Consider the following 22,574-nt stretch of genomic DNA (forward strand, 5'->3'; position numbering starts at 1 on the left):
GACTGCATTTTGCGCTCTCGCGGGAAAAATTTACCAAACACGACAGTTCGTCATATTTGATACAGTTTCTCGCTCGGCCCAGCCGAACTGTATTCACTAAGTGACGTCGGTTTGGCTCGAAATTAACCACGCAGATTCAAGCATGGACAGCAGTTGCAGTCATCATCTGTCTCAGCCTCGCACCAGCACGTCTTCGACCTTGTGCTGCTTAGCACTGCTCATTCTCTGTTCGGTCGGCTGTCGCTACACGGGCAGTGTGAGTGACTACGTCCACAACGGCTTCAAGGTTGGCCCCAATTATCGCAAACCGGCGGTCGCCGTCGAAGAAGACTGGATCGACGGTTACGACAAACGACTGCTCAAAGAATTGCCCCGAAATAACGATTGGTGGGCAGTGTTTGATGATCCGAGGCTAACGGTACTGATTGAGCGGTCGTATCAGCAAAACATTCCATTGCGGGAAGCAGGCCTCCGCGTCTTGGAGTCACGTACTGAACTCGGCATTACCGTCGGATCGTTGTTTCCACAACAGCAGGAAGCGGTTGGTGATTACAGTCGTGTTCAAATCAGTCGCAGCGATTTGACGAATCGTCCCCTCAAGATGATTCCCCGCGCCTTCAGTCGCTGGTCCACTGGCTTTGATGCTGCTTGGGAACTCGACGTTTGGGGACGATTTCGACGATCGATCGAATCCGCCGAAGCTAGTCTCGATGCATCCGTTGAAGAATATGACGATATTTTGGTCACACTTCTTGCTGAGACCGCCGCCACCTACGTTGAATTGCGAGCCGCACAGGAACGCATTCGCCTCGCCGAAGCCAACGTCAAGGCTCAACTGGGTTCCCTCGGAATTGCCGAGTCTCGGTATAACTCAGGAACTTCCGATGAGCTCGACGTCTTCCAGGCGAAGACCAATGTACGCAACACACAATCATTGATCCCAGAATTCAAAAAGCTTGAACGGAAAGCGATCATTCGCCTTTGCGTTCTACAGGGAATCCCACCACAGAATTTACTGCCTGATCTGGGCGAAGGCCCGATCCCAGGGGTACCCAATCAGGTCACGGTTGGTATCCCGGCCGATTTATTGAGACGGCGTCCGGACATCCGCCGAGCCGAGCGTGAGGTGGCAGCCCAAAGTGCTAAAATTGGTGTAGCAGCTTCCGAGATGCTGCCCCATTTTGCCATCCGCGGATCGCTCAACTACAACTCAGAAACGCTGAGCAGACTGTTTGCGTCCAAAAGTTTAGCAGGCGGAATCACCCCCGGTTTTTCCTGGGACTTGCTAAACTACGGTAGGCTCCGCAACCAGGTGCTCCTTCAGGATGCGGTCTTCCAACAACGTGCCTTGAACTATCAACAAACGGTGCTAAAAGCCAGCGAAGACGCTGAGCGAGCGATCGTGTCATTCTTGCAAGACCAGGAACGAGTCAAATTACTCAGCGAGGCTGTGGCCGCCAACCAGCAAGCCTTGAAGATTGCGATCGATCAATACAGGGCGGGCAACCGAAATTACAACCAAATCTTCACGCTACAAGCGTTTCTGGTTGAAGAGCAGGATGCTTTGGCTCGAGCCCGTCAATCTTTGGCGACAAGCCTCATCTCCATCTACAAAGCGTTGGGCGGGGGTTGGCAGATACGCCTGAGTAATTTCTCGGAAATCGCCCTTGCCACCAACGAGTTAATTGAGGCCCCACCCGAGCAACCTCAGGCCCCTGAGATCAATCTCTTGCCGCCCGTTCCGCCGGAAGCAGATCCCGCCGACTAACTCCGGCTAAACCGCAGGTAAAAGGGTTTCGATCCGTGAAGGGCGAACCCACTATTCCGTGGCCGGCTGACTCTTATCGTCATCTTCGGGCTGAACATCCAGCTGCGACGGTTCTCGCTGGAAATTCATAATGACGTAATAGAAGACCGGCGTCAGGAAGATACCGAAAATAGTCACCCCGAGCATCCCGGCAAAAACGGATGTTCCTAACGTGTAACGCATTTCCGCCCCTGCACCCGTCGCGACCATCAGGGGCACGACGCCTAAGATAAAGGCAAACGAGGTCATCAAAATTGGCCGTAGTCGTAAACGACATGCCTCCAGTGTCGCGTCTCGCCGACTGGCTCCTTCTGCTTGTTGCTGTCGAGCGAATTCCACGATCAGAATCGCATTTTTACTGGCAAGTCCAACCAACACGACAAAGCCGATTTGCGTGAAGATATTTACGTCTAATGAATCGGCCTCAACGCCCACCACCGAGCAGAGTAGGCACATGGGCACCACCAAAATCACTGCCAGCGGTAACAACCAACTTTCGTAGAGCGCCGCAAGCACAAGAAATACGAACAACACCGAGAGTCCAAAGACAAAAATGGCCGTGTTGCCTGCTTTCAACTGCATATAAGTCAGATCCGTCCAGGCATAAGACATAGAATCGGGCAACGTTTCTGTCGCAATGGCTTCCATCAACTTAACCGCCTGCCCTGAACTGGTACCTGACGCCGTTTGCCCATTGATCGCCGCCGACGGATACATGTTATACCGTCGAATCACCACCGGGCCGCTGGTCTCGCGAACCGACATCAACGTTGCCAAAGGTACCATCTCGGCTTTCACGTTGCGGACGTAAAGCTGCTCAATATCACTCACTCGATTACGAAACTGAGCATCCGCCATCACATTCACTTGCCAGGATCGTCCGAACTCATTGAAATTATTGACATAGTAAGAACCGAGATTAACCTGCAGCGTTGAAAAGACGGCGTTGGTCGAGATTCCCAATGCCTCGCACTTGGTCCGATCGATATCGAGGAAGACCCACGGCGCGTCAGCGCTGAGGCCGCAAAACACTCCGGCCAACCCGGGATCTTCATTTGCGGAGTCGACAATCGTATCGGCAACTTCTTGCAACTCTCGCGTCCCCAGATCCCCCTTGTCTTCGATCATCATTCGATAACCGGCCGTCACGCCAAGACCATCGATAGGCGGTGCACCGAACACCGAAACGAGTGCCTCGCTGATTTGGACCCGACAGTCATCTCTCAATTTTTCCCCAATGGCATCCGCCGATCGGCTCGCTTGCAACCGCTCGGAAAAATCATCGAGCATCACATACATCGATCCGTAGCTGGGCGCATTCGCATTCAACAGCACGGATTGTCCGGAAATTCCAACGGTATGCTTCACACCAGGAATTTTTCTAGCAATTTGCTGAACGTGATCCATGACAACTTCGGTTCGTTGCAGCGATGCGGCATCCGGAAGTTGAACGTTCACCAACAAATACCCCTTGTCTTGCTGCGGAACGAATCCGGTGGGGACGCGAACAAACGTCCAATAGGTCATCACCAACAATCCGCCATAGACAATCAGGACGATAAGATTGACACGCAGAAAGCCTCGTACAACCCCCGTGTATGCGTTCGTCGCGAACCCAAAAGACAGATTGAATAATTTGAAAAACCACCCCAACAACAGGTCGAGCAACCAGGTTAAAGGATCGCGTTTCGCCCCTTTCGGTTTTAGCAACAAGGCGGCCAACGCCGGACTGAGGGTCAATGAATTGAAGGCCGAAATGACGGTAGATACGGCGATGGTGATGGCAAACTGCCGAAAGAACTCACCCGTGATGCCCGAGATAAATGCGCAAGGCACAAAGACTGCGGCCAACACAAGGGCCACCGCCACAATAGCACCGGAGACTTCGTCCATCGCCCGCCTCGCAGCCTCCTTAGGTGAGAGCCCCTTTTCCAACCACCGCTCGACGTTCTCTACAACGACGATCGCGTCATCAACCACAATTCCGATTGCCAGCACGAGGCCAAACAGGGAGAGATTATTCAAACTAAAACCGACACCCGCCATCACCGCAAAGGTGCCTAAAATGGCGACGGGAACAGCCACCAAGGGAATCAATGCGGCGCGCCAATTCTGCAAAAAGACAAGCATGACGATGGCGACTAAAATCAGCGCATCGCGGAATGCCTTGAACACTTCACCGATCGATTCCTGGATGAAGGGCGTCGTATCGTAAACGATTCGGTAGTCGAGTCCTTCCGGGAAACGTTCCTTGAGTCGCTCCATCGTGTCCTCGACGCTCTTGGCCGTTTTGATGGCGTTGGACCCGGGTAACTGAAAGATGGACAGCGCGACGGACGGGCGTCCATCTAACGTACAGGTTTGGCCGTATTGCTGCGCGCCGAGTTCCAGACGCGCCACATCACTCAAGCGAACCACACTGGCCGTTTGGCGATTCTCCTGTTGGCGAACCTTGACGATCATTTGCTGGAACTGTTCCACCGTCACCAAACGGCCCAACGTGTTGATCGTCAATTGAAACTGTTGCCCTTCCGGTGCGGGCTGTTGGCCAACTTGGCCCGCGGCAATTTGGATATTCTGTTGTTGAATCGCGCGCACCACATCGTTCGTCGTGACATCCATCGAACTGAGCTTGTCAGGATCCAACCACACCCGCATGCTGTAATCCCGTTGGCCCATATAAGTCACGTCACCCACATCGGACAACCGAGCCAATTCATCACGGATTTGGATCGTGGCGTAATTACTGAGATACAAATCGCTGTAACGTGGCTTCTCCGTTGCCGGATCCACCTCAGAAACCAAGTTCACAATCATCAATTTACTAGGAGAAGTCTTCTTGACGGAAACACCTTGCTTTTGCACCAACTCGGGCACCAGCGGCAAAGCCAGTGCCACACGATTTTGCACCAGCACTTGTGCCATCTTGAGGTCCGTACCCAAATTAAAAGTGATCGTGAGCTGGTAGGAACCATCGTTACCACTTTCCGAGGACATATACATCATGTCCTGTACGCCATTCACCTGCTGTTCAATCGGTGCGGCGACGGTATCCCGAACAATCTCTGCGTTCGCCCCCGGATAGCTGGCGGTGACGATGACGGTCGGAGGCGTCACATCGGGATACTGCGCGATTGGCAAGGTCACTACCGCGATCGCGCCGGCCAAAGAGATGACGATCGACATGACAGCGGCAAAGATTGGTCGGTCAATGCAAAAACGCGAGATCACGATAACTTCCCATCGTTCTGGTGGTCCGCCACGCGACGTCGCAGACTGACAACAACTATTCCAACGCAGATTCCAATTACCAACCCTAGCAGCGATGTCCAGATCGGATCCCAACTACGCTCTCGAGCAATCGCCCAGCCAACCGCAGCACTCGAGAACCCAATCAGCCCCGTGCTCAGATACCGATTCCAACGACGCCGAGGACGGTCAGAACTTACCAATCGACAAATCAGGTAATAGAAAGCGGGGGTCAAAAAGACGCCAAAGAAGGTGACGCCCAACATCCCGCAAAATACGGCAATTCCCAGGGAGCGTCGCATTTCGGCGCCGGCGCCACCTTCGATAATGAGTGGCACCACACCAAGTATAAACGCGCACGATGTCATGATAATTGGGCGCAAACGCAACCGGCACGCATCCAAGGTGGCATCTAGCAGGCTCATTCCTTGTCGCCTTTGCTGCTCCGCAAATTCCACAATCAAGATTGCGTTTTTACTGGCTAGCCCAACCAACACTACAAAGCCAATTTGGGTGAAGATTCCCACATTCATGTAAGGAACGGCCCAAACGCCCAACACAGAAAAAAGCAGCCCCAACGGAACCACCATAATAATGGCAATCGGTAATGACCAGCTTTCGTAAAGTGCGGCCAACACCAGAAAAACAAAGACAACCGCCAGACCAAACACGTAGACCGCCGTATTACCCGCCTTGATTTGCATGTAACTGAGTGCCGTCCACTCAGTGTCCAATTCTCCCTCTGGCGCAGCCTGTACGGCCGCATCCATGATTTTTATCGCATCGCCGGAACTGACCCCCATTTCGGTTCGTCCATTGATCGGGGCAGCCAAATACATGTTGTAACGAGTCACAATCGCCGGTCCGGTCGCGTTCCGTACGTCCGTAACCGCGCTCAGCGGCACCATATCGCCGAACACATTCCGCACGTGAAGTCGCCCAATGTCTCGATCTTGGTTTCGAAAGCGCCGGTTCGCCTGCACGTTAACCTGCCACGTCCGTCCAAATTCGTTGAAGCTATTGACATAGACCGATCCGAGGTAAATCTGCAATGCTTCGGAAACATCCTCAATCGCAACCCCCAAGGTCCGAACTTTTGTCCGATCGATATCAACGAAGAGCTGTGGGGTGTCTGCACGATACAAGGTAGTCACCCCTGCCAATTTCTTATTCGACGTACCCACATCGACCAGATAATCGATCTGTTTCTGCAAATAATCGGGACCAAGATTCAACCTGTCTTCGACCATTAATTCGAAACCACCGGTCGCGCCCAGGCCATTGACCGGAGGTGGTGGAAAAACGCTCACGTCGGCCTGGCTGATTAACTCGGGATATTTTTCACGGAGCTGCAGGAAAATCACTAGCCCATTCAGATCGAAGCTTTTACGATCTTCGAAGGGTTCCAGAATGATGAACATCGAACCGTAATTGGACGCGCTCGCACCAATCAAAAATGATTGCCCGGAGACGGTGATCGTATGCGCAACTCCCGCTGTGTTGGCGGCAATTTCAGCCACCTGATCCATGACCTCTTTGGTGCGTTGCAGTGAAGAAGAAGGTGGCAGTTCGACGTTTACCAACAGCCACCCTTTGTCTTGCACCGGAATAAAACCCTGTGGCGCCTTCAAGAAACTCCAGTAGGTGAAATAGAGCAATCCGGCGTAGACCACCATCACCAGAATCGTCACTCGAAGAATTCTCGCAATTGTGCCAACGTACAGATTGGTACTCGCGCCAAACATTCGATTGAACAGCCGAAAAAATCGCCCGAGCAACAGATTAAACAAGCGAGCTAACCAGTCTGGCTTGGCATGCTGCGGCTTCAACAGTAACGCAGCTAAAGCGGGACTGAGTGTCAGTGAGTTGATCGCCGAGATGACCATGGACACGGCCACGGTGACAGCAAATTGCCGAAAGAATTCGCCCGTGATGCCAGTAATGAAAGCGCAAGGCACAAAGACCGCGGACAACACCAGGGCGACGGCAATCACCGGCCCGGTCACTTCCGCCATCGCCCGGCGGGCTGCCTCGCGAGGAAGGTGTCCCTCATCGAGCTGTCTTTGCACGTTCTCAACAACAACGATCGCATCGTCCACCACAATCCCGATGGCCAGCACCAAGCCGAACAGGGAAAGTGTATTGATACTAAAGCCAACAACGAACAACGCGGCGAACGTACCGACAATCGCGACGGGGACCGCAATCAACGGGATTAAAGCGGCACGCCAATTCTGCAGGAAAAGCATGACGACCAAGCCAACAAGAATGACCGCATCGCGTAGCCCGCTGAACACTTGCCGGATCGATTCGGCGACGAAAGGCGTGGTGTCAAAGACAATCGAGTACTTAAGTCCAGGTGGAAAGGCGACAGACAGCGCCTCCATTTTGGCTCGAATTGTTTTGCCTGCCTCGATCGCATTTGCTCCCGGCCGCTGATAAACACCCAGGCCGACCGAAGGTAGTCCATCAAGGGCGCAAAGTTGCGAATAGTTTTTTGCCGCTAACTCCACGCGTGCCACATCACGGACTCGGACCAGTCTCGCTGCGGTCTCGCTCCGATCCGCCGACTCGGATTTAATAACGATTTGCTCAAATTGCTCAACCGTCTTCAGCCGACCCAATGCCGAAACGGTCAATTGAAGCTCAACCTTTTCTCGATTGGGTGGCTGTCCCATTTGCCCAGCTGACACCTGCAGGTTCTGATCTTGGATCGCGTTAACAACATCCTCAGCTGCCATGTTGCGCGTCGCCAACTTATCAGGATCCAACCAGATACGCATACTGTAGTCACGCTGGCCCAGAAAATTGATATCCCCAACGCCAGGCAACCTTGCGAGTTCATCCTTGATGTGAATCGTCGCATAGTTGCTCATATAAATATCGTCATATTTTCCATCCGGCGAGGTGAGATTGATCGCCAGCAGCATGTTGGTCGATTTCTTTTTGACATCCACGCCCAACCGCTGCACCACCGCAGGCAATTGCGGCGTCGCCAACGCGGCCCGATTTTGAACCGCAACCATAGCTGCATCCAGATCTGTCCCGAGTGCAAAGGTCACCGTTAAGGCGTAGGAACCGTCGTTCGCAGACTGAGAGGACATGTACAACATGTCTTCTACACCGTTCACCTGCTGCTCGATCGGTGCCGCAACCGTATCCGCGATGACTTGCGCATTGGCACCAGGATAAGAACAGGAGACCTGCACCGTCGGCGGAGTGATTTCCGGATACTGCGCAACAGGCAGTACGGCCACAGAAATGAGACCGGCCAGGGTGATCAAAATCGAAATCACCGCAGCCAGAATCGGACGATCGATGAAGAAATTTGAAATCACTGCGGAAGCTTCTTCCCACCGTCAGATTCGGCCTTCGCCGGTGACGGACTCGACTCCGCCTGAGACTTCGACGTGACAGCCGATGCTTGCTTACTTTTCGAAGCGGTGGATTCTTTGCTCTCTGCGGGCTTCTCTGCGGGCTTCTCTGCGGGCTTCTGCTGATCCGACGCTTTCGCCGCTTCCTGCATCGGTGACAAGCTGGTGGGCATGGGGATTTCATGCACCTCCACTTTCGTACCGGGCCGCACTAACTGTAAGCCACTCACGATGATTCGTTCGCCCCCCTTTAACCCCTCCACAACGACCCGCAAGCCATCATCTTGCAAAGCCCCCAACTTCACCGGTCGGTTGACCACAAGATCCTGATCATCGACAAGGTAGACATATTTTTGCCCCTGGTCGGTGCCGACCGCAGCTTCCAAAACCAACACGGCCGGTTCGGGTAATCCCAAGGGCATTTTGACACGGATAAACATACCCGGCATCAACAATCGCAAACCATCCTTACTCGCTGGATTGGCAAAGGTGGCACGAAGCGTCAACGTGCCCGTGGACGCATCCACCGAATTACTCGCATATTCAATCACACCCTCATGCGGAAAACCGTCTTCGTCTTGCAGTCCCATTCGGACCTTGATCTTGCGGGATCTAATCGGCGGTAGTTGGCCCGTGTAAAGCTTTCGCATGGCGACCAGCATCCGTTGTTCGTCAATGTTAAAGTAGGCGTAGATGGGATCCTGGGAGACGACCGTTGTCAAAGTCGTAACATTTTCCGAAACCAAATTACCGATTCCGATCTGATCACGTCCCACGCGACCATCGATCGGGGAAGTCACTTTCGTGAATCCGAGATTTAGTTTGTAGACTTCCATACTGGATTTGGCAGCCACCACAGCGGCACCGGCCGCATCGACTTCAGCTTGATGTTGGTCCAACGATTTGAGACTTATCGCTCGCGGATTTTCTTTGTAAAGCGATTGGGAACGTTCGTTTTCGGTTTCTGCCAACCGTAATTTTGCTTCATTCACACCAACTTCACCCTGAGCCGCGTCAACCTGGGCCTGATAAGTCCGAGGATCAATGTTGAACAGAACATCCCCTGCTTTAACATCGGTCCCTTCGATGAAAGCTGTTTTGAGTAAATAGCCCGTTACGCGTGCTTTGACGTCAACGGAGTCCACAGCTTCGGTTCGGCCAATGAATTCGGCTTCTGCGGTCACATCACGTTTCACCGGTTGACTGACATTCACCGTCCGAGGACTCGTCGTTTTGGGAGGATCTGCTTTCTTCCGACAAGCTGTGGTGACGCCCATCAAAAGAATCAGACACAATGCGGTTGGAAACCGGAAACTCATCAACGTGCTCTTTTCATACATAAAGCTAGAAGGTACCGATAAGGAAACTCACCCTATTGTAGAATATTCCCATCTCCAGGAAACGGGCGTGTGGGACCTGTCACCCATTCGCTTGGCAAGGTACGCTAATGACGTAAAGCAGTACAGGAGAATTAAAGCCGCAAATTCTTTCCATTAATCACCCATTCGCTCAACGCGTGGAATGTTTAACGCGCCCCTCCGGATCACCGATCGAGCCGATATGCAATTCATCCGGTTAGGTCTAACGCCGCTAATCAGCCGCAATGGGTCGCCGGATTCTTCTGTTCGCACTGCGACAACTATTGTATGCTGTTGGCGATCGCGGTTTGAGTGGACTGCTTGAGTGCATCCTGCATTCGCGATTTCGTTTAACTCAACCTAATGTCTTGGGTACTATCAATGACCTCTCGTGTTCCCGTCTTTGATCCTGCTTCGCCACAGGCCCAAGCCATCAATGATCTTTTTGTTCAGGTTTTATTAATTAGCGCCGGAATCTTCATGATTGTGGCGGGCTTAATCTGCATTGCGGTTTGGCGTTTCCGCACGAACAAGTCTTTGCCTGAACAGGACTTTGGTAGTGAGCGCAAGGAAATCGCTTGGCTGGTCGGCCCCGTGATCATTGTGCTTTGGATTGCTGCCATCAGCGCAAAACTGATTTTGACATTGAATGCCGTACCCAAAGCCCATCCAACGGCGGAAGGTGCAGCGGATCTGATCGTGACTGGACATCAATGGTGGTGGGAGGTGCAATATTCGGGCACGAATATTGTGGGTGCCAATGAAGTGCACATTCCGATCAATAAAAAATTGCGAGTCAAATTGCAATCCGCGGACGTGATTCATTGCTTCTGGGTACCGCGCCTTGCGCGGAAGATGGATGCGATTCCTGGACGTGAAAACTACATTTGGCTGGAGGCGGATGAAGAGGGCATTTATCAGGGACGTTGTGCCGAATTCTGCGGCCACCAACATGCTTGGATGAATTTCAAAGTCTACGCGCACACGGCCGAACGTTATCAAAAGTGGCAACAGGGTCATGAAGTGACCCCGCCCGCCCCAACGGAAACGCCAGCGGTAGCCGGCAAGACCTTGTTTTTGACGCTGACTTGCAATAAGTGCCACACGATCGCTGGCACCCCTGCCAAGGCGATGATCGGTCCTGATTTAACCCATCTCGCCTCGCGGAAGGAATTGGGAGGCGGTGTGCTAAAAAATACGCCAGAAAATTTGCGGAGCTGGTTAAAAGATCCGCAAACACACAAACCAGGTTGCAAAATGCCAAATTTCAAATTGACGGACGAACATCTCGATCAACTTGTCGCCTATCTGGAGACATGTAAGTGAGCTCGTCCCACCAGAACTCCGACGCTTCATCACCTGCTTCCAGCGGCCGCATGCTGTCATGGTTTAGCACGGTTGATCACAAGCGCATCGGTATTTTGTACATTTCGACGGCTTTGGTATTCCTCGGCGTGGGTGGATTCGAAGCCTTGTTGATGCGATTCCAATTAATCGTGCCCAAGAATGACTTCATATCGCCAGAGTTTTTCAACCAGCTCTTCACGATGCACGGCACCACGATGGTCTTTCTCGTGGGCATGCCGATGCTGGTCGGCTTTGCAAATTACTTTGTGCCCTTAATGATTGGCGCTCGGGATGTGGCCTTTCCGCGGCTCAACGCCATGAGCTACTGGTTGTTCCCAAGTGGCGGATTACTCTTGTACTACAGTTTTTTCACGGGACAGGCGCCGGATGCTGGCTGGTTCAGTTATGCACCCTTGTCGACGAAACCGTACAACTTAATGCAGGCACAGGACTACTGGATCATTGGGCTCGCCTGCCTTGGCGTCGGCTCGATCGCCACATCCATCAATATTTTGGTCACGGTACTTAATTGTCGAGCACCGGGCATGAGCGTGCAGCGAGTGCCGCTGTTTGTCTGGATGGCGATGATGACAGCCATCTTGACCATCCTCGCAATCCCGGCCTTGAATGCGGCTTTAGCCATGCTTTTGATCGATCGCTGGCTAGGGGCTGCGTTTTTCGAGCCCGCACGGGGCGGTTCCGCCGTTCTTTGGCAACATTATTTCTGGGTGTTTGGTCACCCAGAGGTCTACATCTTAATCCTGCCGGCATTTGGGATGATTTCGGAGGTCATTCCGGTTTTTTCCCGCAAACCGATTTATGGTTACGTGTTTGTTGCCGGATCGGCAGCCGTCATCGTGCTCCTCAGCTATACCGTGTGGGCGCATCACATGTTCGCGGTAGGACTCGGGATGGGAGCCGACATCTTTTTCGCTGTCGGGACCCTTCTGATCGCCCTTCCAACGGGCATTAAGATTTTCAATTGGACCGCCACCATGTGGGGAGGCTCCATCCAGTTGACAACCTCCATGATGTTTGCCGTCGCATTTTTGATCGAGTTCGTGATCGGCGGTTTAACAGGCGTGATGTTTGCTGCAGTTCCAATCGATTGGCAGCTCACCGACACCTACTTCGTCGTTGCTCACTTTCATTATGTGCTGATCGGCGGCACGGTTTTTGGTCTTTTTTCGGCAGGCTACTACTGGTTTCCCAAGATGACCGGCCGAATGTTGAATGAACGACTGGGGAAAATTCAATTCTGGCTCTGGGTTGTCGGCTTCAACGCCACCTTCATGGTGCAACATTTTCTCGGCGTCATGGGGATGCCAAGACGTGTCTATACCTACGCAGACAATTGGGGTTGGGCCCTGCTAAACGCGGTAGCGACGGTGGGCGCCGTACTGATGGCTTTCGGCACTCTCGTTCTGCTGTGGAACATCTTCATCAGCCTTCGCTCCGGTGCTGTCGCCGGCGACAATCCATGGGGCGGTTACACGCTCGAGTGGGGCACGACATCACCTCCTCCGCCAGAGAATTTCAGCTCGCTACCCGAGATCAAAAGTCGTCGCCCGGTCTGGGATAGGGACCACCCCGAGTTAGCTGATTGGAAATCGGCTCCCACCACCGAGGACAAGGGTTCGCGACCGAATTCCTACATTCTCTGCGCCGGATCGTTCGTGGCATCCGAAGTGGTATTTTTCATCCTGCTGCTAGTATCCTATGTGGTCTTTAATAGTCGTGAGCCTGACGGCCCGACGGCTGCGAGCTCCTTGAACGTGATGCGAACCGGCATCTTCACCTGTTTTTTGTTAGCCAGCAGCGTGACCTTTTGGTTGGCTGAACGAAACCTACGTGCCGATCGGCAGGCCGGCTTTCGCAAGTGGCTGCTGATCACGATCCTGTTGGGCGCCACCTTCATCCTTGGACAGGCCTGGGAATACACCGGGCTGATCATGAATGGAATTACTATCAATCGAAACCTGTTTGCATCAACGTTCTTCACCGTAACAGGCTTCCATGGTTTGCATGTTTTGGCTGGTCTCGTGGCTCTTTCCATCCTGCTAATTTTGGCAAGTCGTGCATACTTCACACCGAAGAATTCCTCGGTCGTTACCGCCGTTGGCGTCTATTGGCATTTTGTGGATGTCGTGTGGATCGCCGTCTTCAGCATCATCTACCTCGGATTCCTCCAACAATGACTCTGCTCAACGAAACGTTATGGAATTGGTCTTCACCTGTCTGGTTAACAGCCGGTGTTTTGAGCGCGCTTTACGTTTTATTTCTGATGCGGGATTTCTGGAGAACCTGTTGGTTTGCTTGCGGAACCATCGCCTTGGTGTTTGCCTTTATTTCTCCCTTGGGTGTCTTGGCTGACGGCTATCTGTTCAGTGCTCACATGCTGCAGCACTTGCTCCTTTTACTGATAGTCCCCTTATGCTGGACCCTGAGTCTTCCCGATACGAGTGAACTGCCGTGGCTCGACCAAAAACGTTTTGCCCCACTGTTCCGCATCCTCGCGATACCGACGGTGGGTTGGATCTCCGGCTTGGGAGTCATGTGGTTTTGGCACGTTCCATCGCTCTGTAGCGCCGCGACCGAATCCCCATTCATTGGCGTAATCCGCAGCACCATGTTTTTAGCCGCCGGCATGGCGTTCTGGTGGCCCGTCTACTCACCCGTTCGCCGAACACGATTGCCAGCCCCGGTGGGAATTGTCTACCTGTTTACCGCCTGTTTAGGCTGCACTTTACTCGGCATTTATATCACCTTTACGCCATTGAGCGTCTGTCCTGCTTTCGCGAACCCGATCGACCGCATTGGCATTCTGAACATGCTTTATGACAAAGGGTTTACTCCCTCCGTCGACCAACAATTAGCCGGTCTATTGATGTGGGTCCCACCGTGCAGCTTATACATCGCAGCGATACTCAGCTTGCTTCGGCGTTGGTATGCCGAAGCACCGAGTCTTTCCGAAGTCAGCCCGTCGACAAGGACCTCCCGACCATGAATCCGTCCGGCCCTACCAAGAAAGCGCCCCTTGCAGCTGAATCGACTGAATCGACTGAATCGGCTCCAGCGCCTTCCTATGCACCGGCAGGGATGGCGATGGGCATCATCATGCTGATGTGGGGCATCCTGACGCACTGGCTGATGTCTGCAGTGGGCGCGAGCGTAATGATTTGGTCACTCTACGCCTGGATTTATCAACTCAGCGAGGTTCGAGAAAATGAATGATTCAACGGTTCCCCCACCGTGTTCCGGCTCCGATGATGACCGGCGTTCCTTTTTCACCTGGCTCTCAGTTGGGTTATCGGCTTTTATCGGTATGGTCATCACGTTACCGGGCATCGGCTTTGTTTTAGCTCCCGTTTTTCGCCAACCGCCCCGTAAATGGCGATCGGTAGGCAAGGTGGCCGATTTCCCCTTAAACAAAACGATGCTCGTAAACTACGAAGATCCTTCGCCGGAGATTTGGGCAGGGGTGACTGCCAAAACGGGATCATGGGTGCGACGCATCGGCGAAAAACAGTTCATCACCTTTTCGATCAACTGTCGACATTTGGGCTGTCCCGTGCGTTGGGAGGAGGACGCGAACCTTTTCATGTGCCCTTGCCACGGGGGTGTTTATTACCCAGATGGCGAGGTGGCTGCCGGCCCTCCCCCTCAACCCTTGGACCGCTACGAATGGCGAATCCAAGGCGAGGAACTCCAGATTTTGACAGGCCCCATTCCATTGACGACTTTTGAGAAGTCCCTAACCTAACCGGTCTCTATGAAGAATCAGCTGATTAATCTTTGGCGATGGATCGACGACCGCTCGGGATTTTCCGACAATATCGTCCCCATTATGAAACATATCGTGCCCGTTGATGCACGATGGTATTACGTTTTTGGAAGTGCGACGCTGACGGCTTTCATGGTCCAAGTGCTGACTGGCATTTGCCTCGCCATGGTTTATGTTCCCGGTGGGGATGTCGCTTACGAAAGCCTGCAGTACATCACCCACGACGCTTTTTTTGGCAGTATATTGCGAGGCATGCACTATTACGGTGCTACCGCCATGGTAGTGCTTGCGGTCATCCACATGACGCAGGTTTATTTGCATGCTGCCTACAAATACCCGCGTGAGATGAATTGGATGAGCGGGGTGGTGGTGCTATTTGTTGTCCTCGTCATGGCATTCACAGGGCAACTTTTACGTTGGGACGCAAATGGCGTCTGGTCGGTTGCTGTGGCGGCAGAAATGGCTGGCCGCGCTCCGTTTATCGGCCCCACGATTGCGCATTTCATTCTCGGCGGCGAAACAGTGGGTGGCTCCACGCTAACTCGGTTCTATGCTATCCACGTTTTCATTTTGCCAGGCGTGATCATGTCGGGTGTCGCACTCCACCTCTTTCTCGTCTTACGACATGGCATTTCCGAAATGCCCAAAGCGACCGAACCCGTCGAACCAGAAACCTATCGTGAAGATTATGAAAAACGCCTGAAGAAAACCGGCGTGCCGTTCTGGCCCGACGCGGCCTGGCGTGACATGGTTTTTTCGGCGATCCTGGTTACTGTCATGCTGGGCTGTGCCATCATCATCGGCCCTCCCGCCTTAACGACGGCCCCCAATCCGAGCAACATTCAAGCCAACCCGATGCCGGACTGGTATTTCTGGTGGTACTTTGCTGTGCTCTCCATGTTGCCTCCGGAACTCGAAACTTGGATCATTCTCGGCCTCCCCGTGTTGGGCTTCTTACTGATGGTGGGAGTGCCGCTCGTATCGAATCGGGGTCAGCGAGTTCCGTCGAAACGACCCTGGGCAGTTGGGATTGTCATCTTCGGGGCAACCGCGTTGGTGGTCTTGACGATCTACGGTTATCGAAAGCCGTGGAGTCCCGATTTTGGCGTAAAGCCGCTGCCTCCGGCCATCGTGGCCTCGACCGATCCGAAAATCGAACAGGGCGCGCAACTCGTTTACAAGAAAGGCTGCCTTTACTGCCACGACATTGGCGGACAAGGCGGCCACCGAGGTCCGGAATTGACTTACATTGGCGACCGTTTGTCGCGACCTGATCTCATTATTCGCATCAACAATGGTGGGTACAACATGCCCTCTTTTGCTGCTTCCGTCACCGCCGATGAGTTGACGCTGATTGTAGACTTTCTGTTAACACGTACGGAACACCCGGTCACTGCCCCAGCGGACGGGAATTGATCCGCCCTAGCCCCAATCACAGCTCCCCCAACCCGCAACTGAGATGAAAATGCGATTTGTTCCTTTTGCTATTGCTGTCCTCTTCACCGCGATCTCTGCCGCACTGGGGGTTTTAATCCACCCCGTTTTTTTTGTCGGCTTATTGCTGTTCGTTCCGCTTACACTGATTGGCGTATGGGACGTTACTCAAGTCAAACACAGCATCACTCGGAACTACCCGATCGCAGCCCACTTTCGTTTCATCTTCGAAGGCATTCGGCCTGAGATCAGGCAATATTTTGTTGAGAGTGACATTGATGGTCGTCCCTTCAACCGGGACCAACGCTCACTGGTCTACGAGAGAGCCAAAAACATTGCTGGCATAAAACCGTTTGGCACCGAGTTAGATGTCTACAGCAACGAATACGATTGGCTCAATCACTCGATGGCGCCAGAACAAAAGAGTGAGGAATTTTTTCGAACTCATGTTGGCGGGCCCGACTGCAAACACCCCTATTCATGCTCGCTGCTCAATGTGTCGGCGATGAGCTTTGGTGCGATTAGCCCGAATGCGATCATGGCGCTGAACCAGGGGGCTAAAAAAGGCAACTTCTACCATTGCACCGGCGAGGGTGGATTGAGTCCGTATCACCTGCGTTACGGAGGTGACCTCGTTTGGCAAATTGGTACAGGTTATTTCGGCTGCCGCGACAACCAGGGCCGTTTCGACCCAGATCTTTTCGCTGACCAATCCCAGGAAGAAGCAGTGAAGATGATTGAAATCAAGATATCGCAAGGAGCCAAGCCTGGACACGGCGGGGTATTACCCGCGGCGAAGATCACGCCAGAGATTTCCAAAACTCGCAAGGTGCCGATGGGACAGGATTGCATCTCGCCACCGAGTCACAGCGTTTTCCGAACTCCCCGCGGCCTCTGCGAATACGTCGCCCAACTGCGTGAACTTTCCCATGGCAAACCGATCGGATTCAAGCTCTGCCTCGGACATCCGGCAGAGTTCCTTAGCGTCTGCAAAGCGATGATCGACACGGGAATCTTACCGGACTTCATCACAGTTGACGGCGGCGAAGGCGGAACCGGTGCGGCTCCGATCGAGTTCTCGGACAGTATGGGCGTACCGCTACGCGGTGGACTGATGTTCGTTCACAACGCTCTTGTCGGTACTCGGCTTCGTGATCAAATCAGGATTGCTGCCTCAGGCAAAGTCACCTCGGCGTTCGGCATTGCCCGCAACTTGGCCATAGGGGCCGATTGGTGTAACGCAGCCCGCGGCTTCATGATGGCGGTAGGCTGCATCCAAGCGCAAACCTGCCACACGAACATGTGTCCGGTCGGCGTCGCGACTCAGGATCCCAGCCGCGAACGAGCCTTGCATGTGCCCGACAAGAGCGAACGCACCTTCCACTTCCATCAACAAACCATGGAAACACTCTCGGAAATAGTTGCGGCTGCCGGTCTCAAACATGCCAATCAATTACGTCCTCATCATGTCTGCTTGCGAACCAGTCAAACGCAAAGCCTTTCGTACGACGAAGCATTCCACTTCCTCGAACCGGGCGCCCTCCTCGACGGCACCAGCGAACACCCTTTAATTGAACGTCATTGGCAGCTCGCGTCGGCGGATTCGTTCCAGCCTATCCACAATTAAAACAATCGCCACTTCATAACGCGAAAAGGATGGAAACATGACCGTTGATGTCATGAACTACACACCTCGGGGTGACAAGCAAAACTCTCCTTTCTTCGAAGAATACCGCCTCAAGATTTTCGAACGCCGACACAGTAGTGGACTGGATGAGTTACTCGGCAACATGCTTGGCATTGTCATCCAGGTGGAGAAAGCGGATGCAATCTCCTATCTCCAAGAGCTGTATTTAATGGGTCCGTATCGGTTGCAGGCTTGCTTAACAAACTCGACTCACAACATTTACGTGATGCAATCGCAGCCCGAATATCCACGGATTTTTGTACTTGAGCCTTTGTCCAGCGAATACACCGATGAACTCACTCTGTTCAATCGCCTCTATCCGTTATCGAGTAAGAAGCCAAATGCGCGTTATGTGGGGGAAATTTTCCACACCAAAGATCGAAAAGCGTCGCAACAGATTCTCGAATCCCACAACATCCGCTTCAACTATCACCACGAAACCAAAAACCCCTTTCTCACCGATGCTCAAATCAGTTTCACCTTCCCGTCTGATTTCACCTTCAACCGCGTCGGCTATTGCCAGCTCGAGATCGACGACTTTGAGGGAATGCAGTTAGGCCACCGTTTTGAACTAACCTCGGAGGAACTTTCGAAACTAGCCGCCGCGGAAGCTTTTTCACAAGAAACGAAGCTCAACGAATTGGTGATTGGCGTCGACCATTTAGCCACTCGCATTCTTTCCGGCGAACGTGAAGACGCAATTCTCGAATTCCTCACAATGTCCAATTATTACTTCTGGGGCGCCTACAACATTTCAGAGATGAATTCATCGACCAATGTGAACCGCAATGGCAACGTCGAAGACGATAAACGCTCTCCAGCAAAAGTATTCACGGCCAACAACACGCCATCTTTTGTCAATTCGTTTGAAAATCTGCCGATGCCAACCGAAGACTTTGTACGAAATTTCGGTCGACGAATGCATCACATGGCTTATGAAGTTCTCGATGGCGACCATTCTGCTGGTGAAAAAAATGTTGACTACGTGGTCCATACCCTGATGACAAAAGCCATTCCGTTCTTGGCTCACGTCGTCGGCGAGTGCCATGACGACCCCAACCTCAAGCAGATTTTTTCGAAGCATTCCCAGTATTCGATTCTCATCACCGAATACGTTGAGCGATGCCACGGCTATGATGGATTTTTCACCAAAACAAACGTCGCGGCCTTGACCGCGGCGGCCGGAAACGATGAACGTTACGAACACGGCCAAGTCTTCGATTAGAGCACACGGAAACATCCTGCGCAACGTTCCAACGAATTGAATCCGATTCCCCACGGAGGCAACTGTGAGCCCCAATCACCCAAACGACACGAATACTGAATTGACGGGTGCTGCGCTGATCGACAACCCACTCCACAACAAGGGAACCGCCTTCAGTGAACAGGAGCGCCGGCAATTCCGATTGATGGGACTCTTGCCGCCTCATATCGAGAACTTGGATGCGCAGGTCGCCAGGAGTTACGAAGCATTCAGCGACCAGGAAAACGCGCTGGAAAAACATGTTTTCCTGCGAAATCTCCAGGACGAAAACGAAACGCTTTTTTATCGGCTTCTGCTCGATCACGTCGAAGAAATGATGCCGATTGTCTACACGCCGACAGTCGGCCTTGCCTGCCAGAGATTCAGCCACATCTACCGCCGGCCCCGAGGCTTGTTCATCGCCTATCCGAATCGTGATTCGCTCGACGAAATTCTTCAGAACATCCAACGGGACATCAGCGTCATCGTGGTTACCGATGGCGAGCGAATCCTTGGACTGGGCGACCAGGGTGCTGGTGGCATGGGAATTCCAATTGGAAAGCTTTCCTTATACACGCTGTGCGGTGGGATCCATCCAGCGCAAACGCTCCCGATCACCTTGGACCTGGGGACCAACAACCAGGAAAGAATCGACGACCCTCGCTACGTCGGTTGGCGACATGAGCGCATCAAGGGCAAGGAATACGATGAGTTCATTGACCAATTTGTCTGCGCCATCCGGCGACGATTCCCCAATGTGTTACTCCAATGGGAAGATTTTGCTTCCGTCGACGCGGCTCCCATTCTGGATCGCTATCGAGATCAACTTTGCACCTTCAATGACGACATCCAAGGAACGGCGGCGGTTACCACGGGAACAATCCTGGCAGCCGTAGCAGCCGCGGGTGGAGAATTGACCGATCAACGTTTCGTGATGCTAGGCGCCGGCTCTGCCGGCTTCGGTATTTCGAGCCAGCTAATCCGGACCTTACAGCACTCGGGTATGAGTGAAGCTGACGCTCGCAAGCTATTCTTTGTACTCGACCGCAACGGCTTACTGCACGAGTCTCGCACCGACATGGATGACCTGCATCAACAACTTGCTCAACCGCAAAGCAACCTCAAAGATTGGAACTGCGATACGAGCGGCTCAATCTCCTTTTCTGCGGTTGTGGAGAATGCCAAACCCACGGTATTGGTGGGGGCCACGGGGCAACAAGGTGCCTTTAACGAATCAGTCATTCGAGAGATGGCGAAACACACCAAGCATCCGATCATCTTCCCGTTATCGAACCCAACCTCGCGAGCGGAAGCGACGCCCAGTCAACTTTTAGAATGGACCGATGGGCAAGCTGTCATTGCGACCGGCAGCCCCTTCGCCCCAGTGGTCTACAAGGGTGTCACCCATACGATTGCGCAATGTAACAACAGCTATATTTTCCCTGCGATGGGCCTGGGCATCATCGCTTCTCAAGCGAACCGGGTCACCGACAAAATGTTCATGGTGGCGGCGATTGCGTTGAAAGAAACATCACCGGCACTTACGGACCCCACCGCGTCACTCCTGCCGTCGCTGAGCGACGTTCGCAGTGTCATGCGAAAGATTGGCCGAACCGTCGCTCAACAAGCGATCGACGATGGAGTCGCCCCCAAAGTCACGACAGAGGAACTCGAAGCAAAGATCGACCAAACGATGTGGGTCCCCGAATACACCGCATCAACTGTCGGCAATCCAAGCTCGCCTCATGCGTGAGGCGACCACGACCGACGCATCATCAAACAGCCAGGATTTCGGCGCACTCGCCCTCAGATTTAGGCATCGTTTGGCCGAGTAATACAATCGCACAAGCCGCCGGTCGACGCGTTCAGCAACTGCTCTGCCACGCTCCCCCCGAGGCGGCTTCGCTGATGCAATCGTCACTGGAATAGCTGCCGACACTACGTGCAGCTGAGAATTCATCGGATTTGTTCCCCGCTGAATGAACCCCTTCAATCGGACGCCGGTGAACAGCTAACCATTCACTCATGGGGCATGCTTGGCAGCAACTTCGCCGCCATCTGCTCGAACCGATGACGATGAATTTCCCCGGCGCTGTTGCGAGGTAACTCAGACATCAATAGGTAAGGCACCAGGGTTTTTCCAACAGCAAGATGCTGACTGACAAACTCACGCAACTCCGCTTCCGTGGGTGGATTTGACGCGTCGATGGATACCACACAAGCAACCGGTACTTGGCCATCCAATCCATCAGCGCCGCCCACAACAACGGAAGCATGAACTTTCGGAAAGCGACCGGGAACGTTCTCAATTTCCGCAGGAGCCATCAGAATGCCAACGAGCGAGATCACTCGTGCGCAGCCAACCGGCTTGAAATGCCGCTTCCGTGACCGTCTGATTTCGCCAATACCCGCTCGCCGCGAAAGGTGAGTGCACGCCAACTTCACCGATCGTTTCTACGGCAACATCCGCCTCAAGTTCGTCGACCACCCGCAATTGAGTCGCTGGAACGGGCAAACCAATCGAACCCCATTTCCGTTACCCATGCACAGGATTGGCTGCATAGTATCCGCCAATTTCTGTCATCCCGCAGGCTTCTAATACTTCCCAACCTGAGAGATCTCGAAAACGTTGGTCCAGACCTGCAGGAATGCTGTCGCCCGACCCCACACTCGTTCGCAAACTCGGCAGCTTGGTTGGATTCTTCTCTAAGTACTCGACAAAATCCAATAAGTCACGGCCACCATTGCGTATTCCGTAACTTGATACTTTCGAATCAAAGCCACGGCATCTGCAACGATTGGCTTCATCGTCAATGTGACTTCTCCACCAGCCAACAAAGTCGGCACCACCTGTGTTTCCAACCCACCCGCGTGGCTGGTCGGCTTCCCCACAAGAACACGAGACTCATGGGAAAGGTCAAAGATTTGGCCTGAGATATGGATGCCGCGGTAGGCATGCGAATGCACCGCCCCTTTCGGTTTCCCTGTACCGCTTAAGGTGTAAAGGATCAGAGCAGGATCATGCGGCCCCACGGGGACGGGAACAAATGATGGTTCGCTTGCGAGCAGACGATCAAACGTCCTGTCCGTGGAATCGACAGGTGCACGATCTCTCACCGCAACAAGAGGTATCGGACCAACCATCGTCATCAAGTATGAGACGATTGGGGCGTGATCAACGTGATACACCAGGAGGCTCGCTGTGTGTCTTGCACCACATGGCAAGCCGCTTTTACGAAATACCGATCGTTGAGGAGAACCGCGATGGCTTCGATACGATAACAAGCCAAA

At 53.2% G+C, this 22,574-nt stretch carries 15 protein-coding genes; 10 read left to right on the plus strand and 5 right to left on the minus strand.

The features are described 5' to 3' along the window. Positions 1–142 precede the first annotated feature (142 nt). Complete coding sequence (locus P8N76_16025; GenBank protein MDG2383177.1) at positions 143–1,768, plus strand: TolC family protein; 1,626 nt, start codon at positions 143–145, stop codon at positions 1,766–1,768. Positions 1,769–1,819: 51 nt separating this feature from the next. Here P8N76_16025 and P8N76_16030 read toward each other — a convergent pair whose 3' ends face one another. The 3 genes from P8N76_16030 to P8N76_16040 are packed head-to-tail and all read right to left on the minus strand — an operon-like array spanning position 1,820 to position 9,749. Then, positions 1,820–5,038 carry a multidrug efflux RND transporter permease subunit gene (locus P8N76_16030; GenBank protein MDG2383178.1) on the minus strand — a complete coding sequence of 1,073 codons (3,219 nt, stop codon included), beginning with the start codon at positions 5,036–5,038 and terminating at the stop codon, positions 1,820–1,822. Continuing rightward, positions 5,035–8,394, minus strand: a complete 3,360-nt coding sequence (locus P8N76_16035; GenBank protein ID MDG2383179.1) for a multidrug efflux RND transporter permease subunit — start codon at positions 8,392–8,394, stop codon at positions 5,035–5,037. The genes P8N76_16030 and P8N76_16035 overlap by 4 nt, the downstream gene beginning before the upstream one ends. After that, the gene (locus P8N76_16040; protein MDG2383180.1) at positions 8,391–9,749 is read right to left on the minus strand and encodes an efflux RND transporter periplasmic adaptor subunit; all 1,359 of its coding nucleotides are present in this window, start codon (positions 9,747–9,749) and stop codon (positions 8,391–8,393) included. Before P8N76_16040 ends, P8N76_16035 begins: the two co-directional genes overlap by 4 nt. 420 nt (positions 9,750–10,169) lie before the next feature. Between P8N76_16040 and coxB the strand changes: the two genes are divergently transcribed. From coxB to P8N76_16085, 9 genes are all read left to right on the plus strand, one after another. Continuing rightward, a complete protein-coding gene (coxB, locus tag P8N76_16045) occupies positions 10,170–11,114 on the plus strand; it encodes a cytochrome c oxidase subunit II (protein ID MDG2383181.1) in 945 nt (314 codons plus the stop codon). Beyond that, a complete protein-coding gene (ctaD, locus tag P8N76_16050) occupies positions 11,111–13,333 on the plus strand; it encodes a cytochrome c oxidase subunit I (GenBank protein ID MDG2383182.1) in 2,223 nt (740 codons plus the stop codon). Before coxB ends, ctaD begins: the two co-directional genes overlap by 4 nt. Further along, on the plus strand, positions 13,330–14,142 hold the full coding sequence (locus P8N76_16055; protein ID MDG2383183.1) for a cytochrome c oxidase assembly protein: 813 nt from the start codon (positions 13,330–13,332) through the stop codon (positions 14,140–14,142). Before ctaD ends, P8N76_16055 begins: the two co-directional genes overlap by 4 nt. Next, complete coding sequence (locus P8N76_16060; protein MDG2383184.1) at positions 14,139–14,369, plus strand: hypothetical protein; 231 nt, start codon at positions 14,139–14,141, stop codon at positions 14,367–14,369. Before P8N76_16055 ends, P8N76_16060 begins: the two co-directional genes overlap by 4 nt. Then, positions 14,362–14,898, plus strand: coding sequence for a ubiquinol-cytochrome c reductase iron-sulfur subunit (locus P8N76_16065; protein MDG2383185.1), 537 nt, complete (start codon positions 14,362–14,364; stop codon positions 14,896–14,898). Before P8N76_16060 ends, P8N76_16065 begins: the two co-directional genes overlap by 8 nt. A gap of 9 nt (positions 14,899–14,907) precedes the next feature. Next, on the plus strand, positions 14,908–16,335 hold the full coding sequence (locus tag P8N76_16070) for a cytochrome b N-terminal domain-containing protein (GenBank protein MDG2383186.1): 1,428 nt from the start codon (positions 14,908–14,910) through the stop codon (positions 16,333–16,335). Between the two features lie 49 nt (positions 16,336–16,384). Next, the gene (locus tag P8N76_16075; protein ID MDG2383187.1) at positions 16,385–17,980 is read left to right on the plus strand and encodes an FMN-binding glutamate synthase family protein; all 1,596 of its coding nucleotides are present in this window, start codon (positions 16,385–16,387) and stop codon (positions 17,978–17,980) included. 37 nt (positions 17,981–18,017) lie between these two features. Further along, entirely contained in the window at positions 18,018–19,265 is a 1,248-nt protein-coding gene (locus P8N76_16080) for a hypothetical protein (GenBank protein ID MDG2383188.1), read from the plus strand. A 64-nt stretch (positions 19,266–19,329) separates the two neighbouring features. After that, on the plus strand, positions 19,330–21,036 hold the full coding sequence (locus tag P8N76_16085; protein MDG2383189.1) for an NAD-dependent malic enzyme: 1,707 nt from the start codon (positions 19,330–19,332) through the stop codon (positions 21,034–21,036). A 266-nt stretch (positions 21,037–21,302) separates the two neighbouring features. Here the strand turns inward: P8N76_16085 and P8N76_16090 are convergent, their stop codons facing one another. Beyond that, on the minus strand, positions 21,303–21,632 hold the full coding sequence (locus P8N76_16090) for a hypothetical protein (protein MDG2383190.1): 330 nt from the start codon (positions 21,630–21,632) through the stop codon (positions 21,303–21,305). 357 nt (positions 21,633–21,989) lie between these two features. Next, a complete protein-coding gene (locus tag P8N76_16095) occupies positions 21,990–22,472 on the minus strand; it encodes an AMP-binding protein (protein ID MDG2383191.1) in 483 nt (160 codons plus the stop codon). Positions 22,473–22,574 lie beyond the last annotated feature (102 nt).

The organism is Pirellulaceae bacterium (assembly GCA_029243025.1).
Taxonomy (GTDB): Bacteria; Planctomycetota; Planctomycetia; order Pirellulales; family Pirellulaceae.

What these genes read in the sequence shown, in the direction of transcription:
- P8N76_16025 (MDG2383177.1), top strand. Translation starts at nt 143, where the DNA reads ATGGACAGCAGTTGCAGTCATCATCTGTCTCAGCCTCGCACCAGCACG.
- P8N76_16040 (MDG2383180.1), bottom strand. Translation starts at nt 9,749, where the DNA reads ATGAGTTTCCGGTTTCCAACCGCATTGTGTCTGATTCTTTTGATGGGC.
- coxB (MDG2383181.1), top strand. Translation starts at nt 10,170, where the DNA reads ATGACCTCTCGTGTTCCCGTCTTTGATCCTGCTTCGCCACAGGCCCAA.
- P8N76_16055 (MDG2383183.1), top strand. Translation starts at nt 13,330, where the DNA reads ATGACTCTGCTCAACGAAACGTTATGGAATTGGTCTTCACCTGTCTGG.
- P8N76_16060 (MDG2383184.1), top strand. Translation starts at nt 14,139, where the DNA reads ATGAATCCGTCCGGCCCTACCAAGAAAGCGCCCCTTGCAGCTGAATCG.
- P8N76_16065 (MDG2383185.1), top strand. Translation starts at nt 14,362, where the DNA reads ATGAATGATTCAACGGTTCCCCCACCGTGTTCCGGCTCCGATGATGAC.
- P8N76_16070 (MDG2383186.1), top strand. Translation starts at nt 14,908, where the DNA reads ATGAAGAATCAGCTGATTAATCTTTGGCGATGGATCGACGACCGCTCG.
- P8N76_16075 (MDG2383187.1), top strand. Translation starts at nt 16,385, where the DNA reads ATGCGATTTGTTCCTTTTGCTATTGCTGTCCTCTTCACCGCGATCTCT.
- P8N76_16080 (MDG2383188.1), top strand. Translation starts at nt 18,018, where the DNA reads ATGACCGTTGATGTCATGAACTACACACCTCGGGGTGACAAGCAAAAC.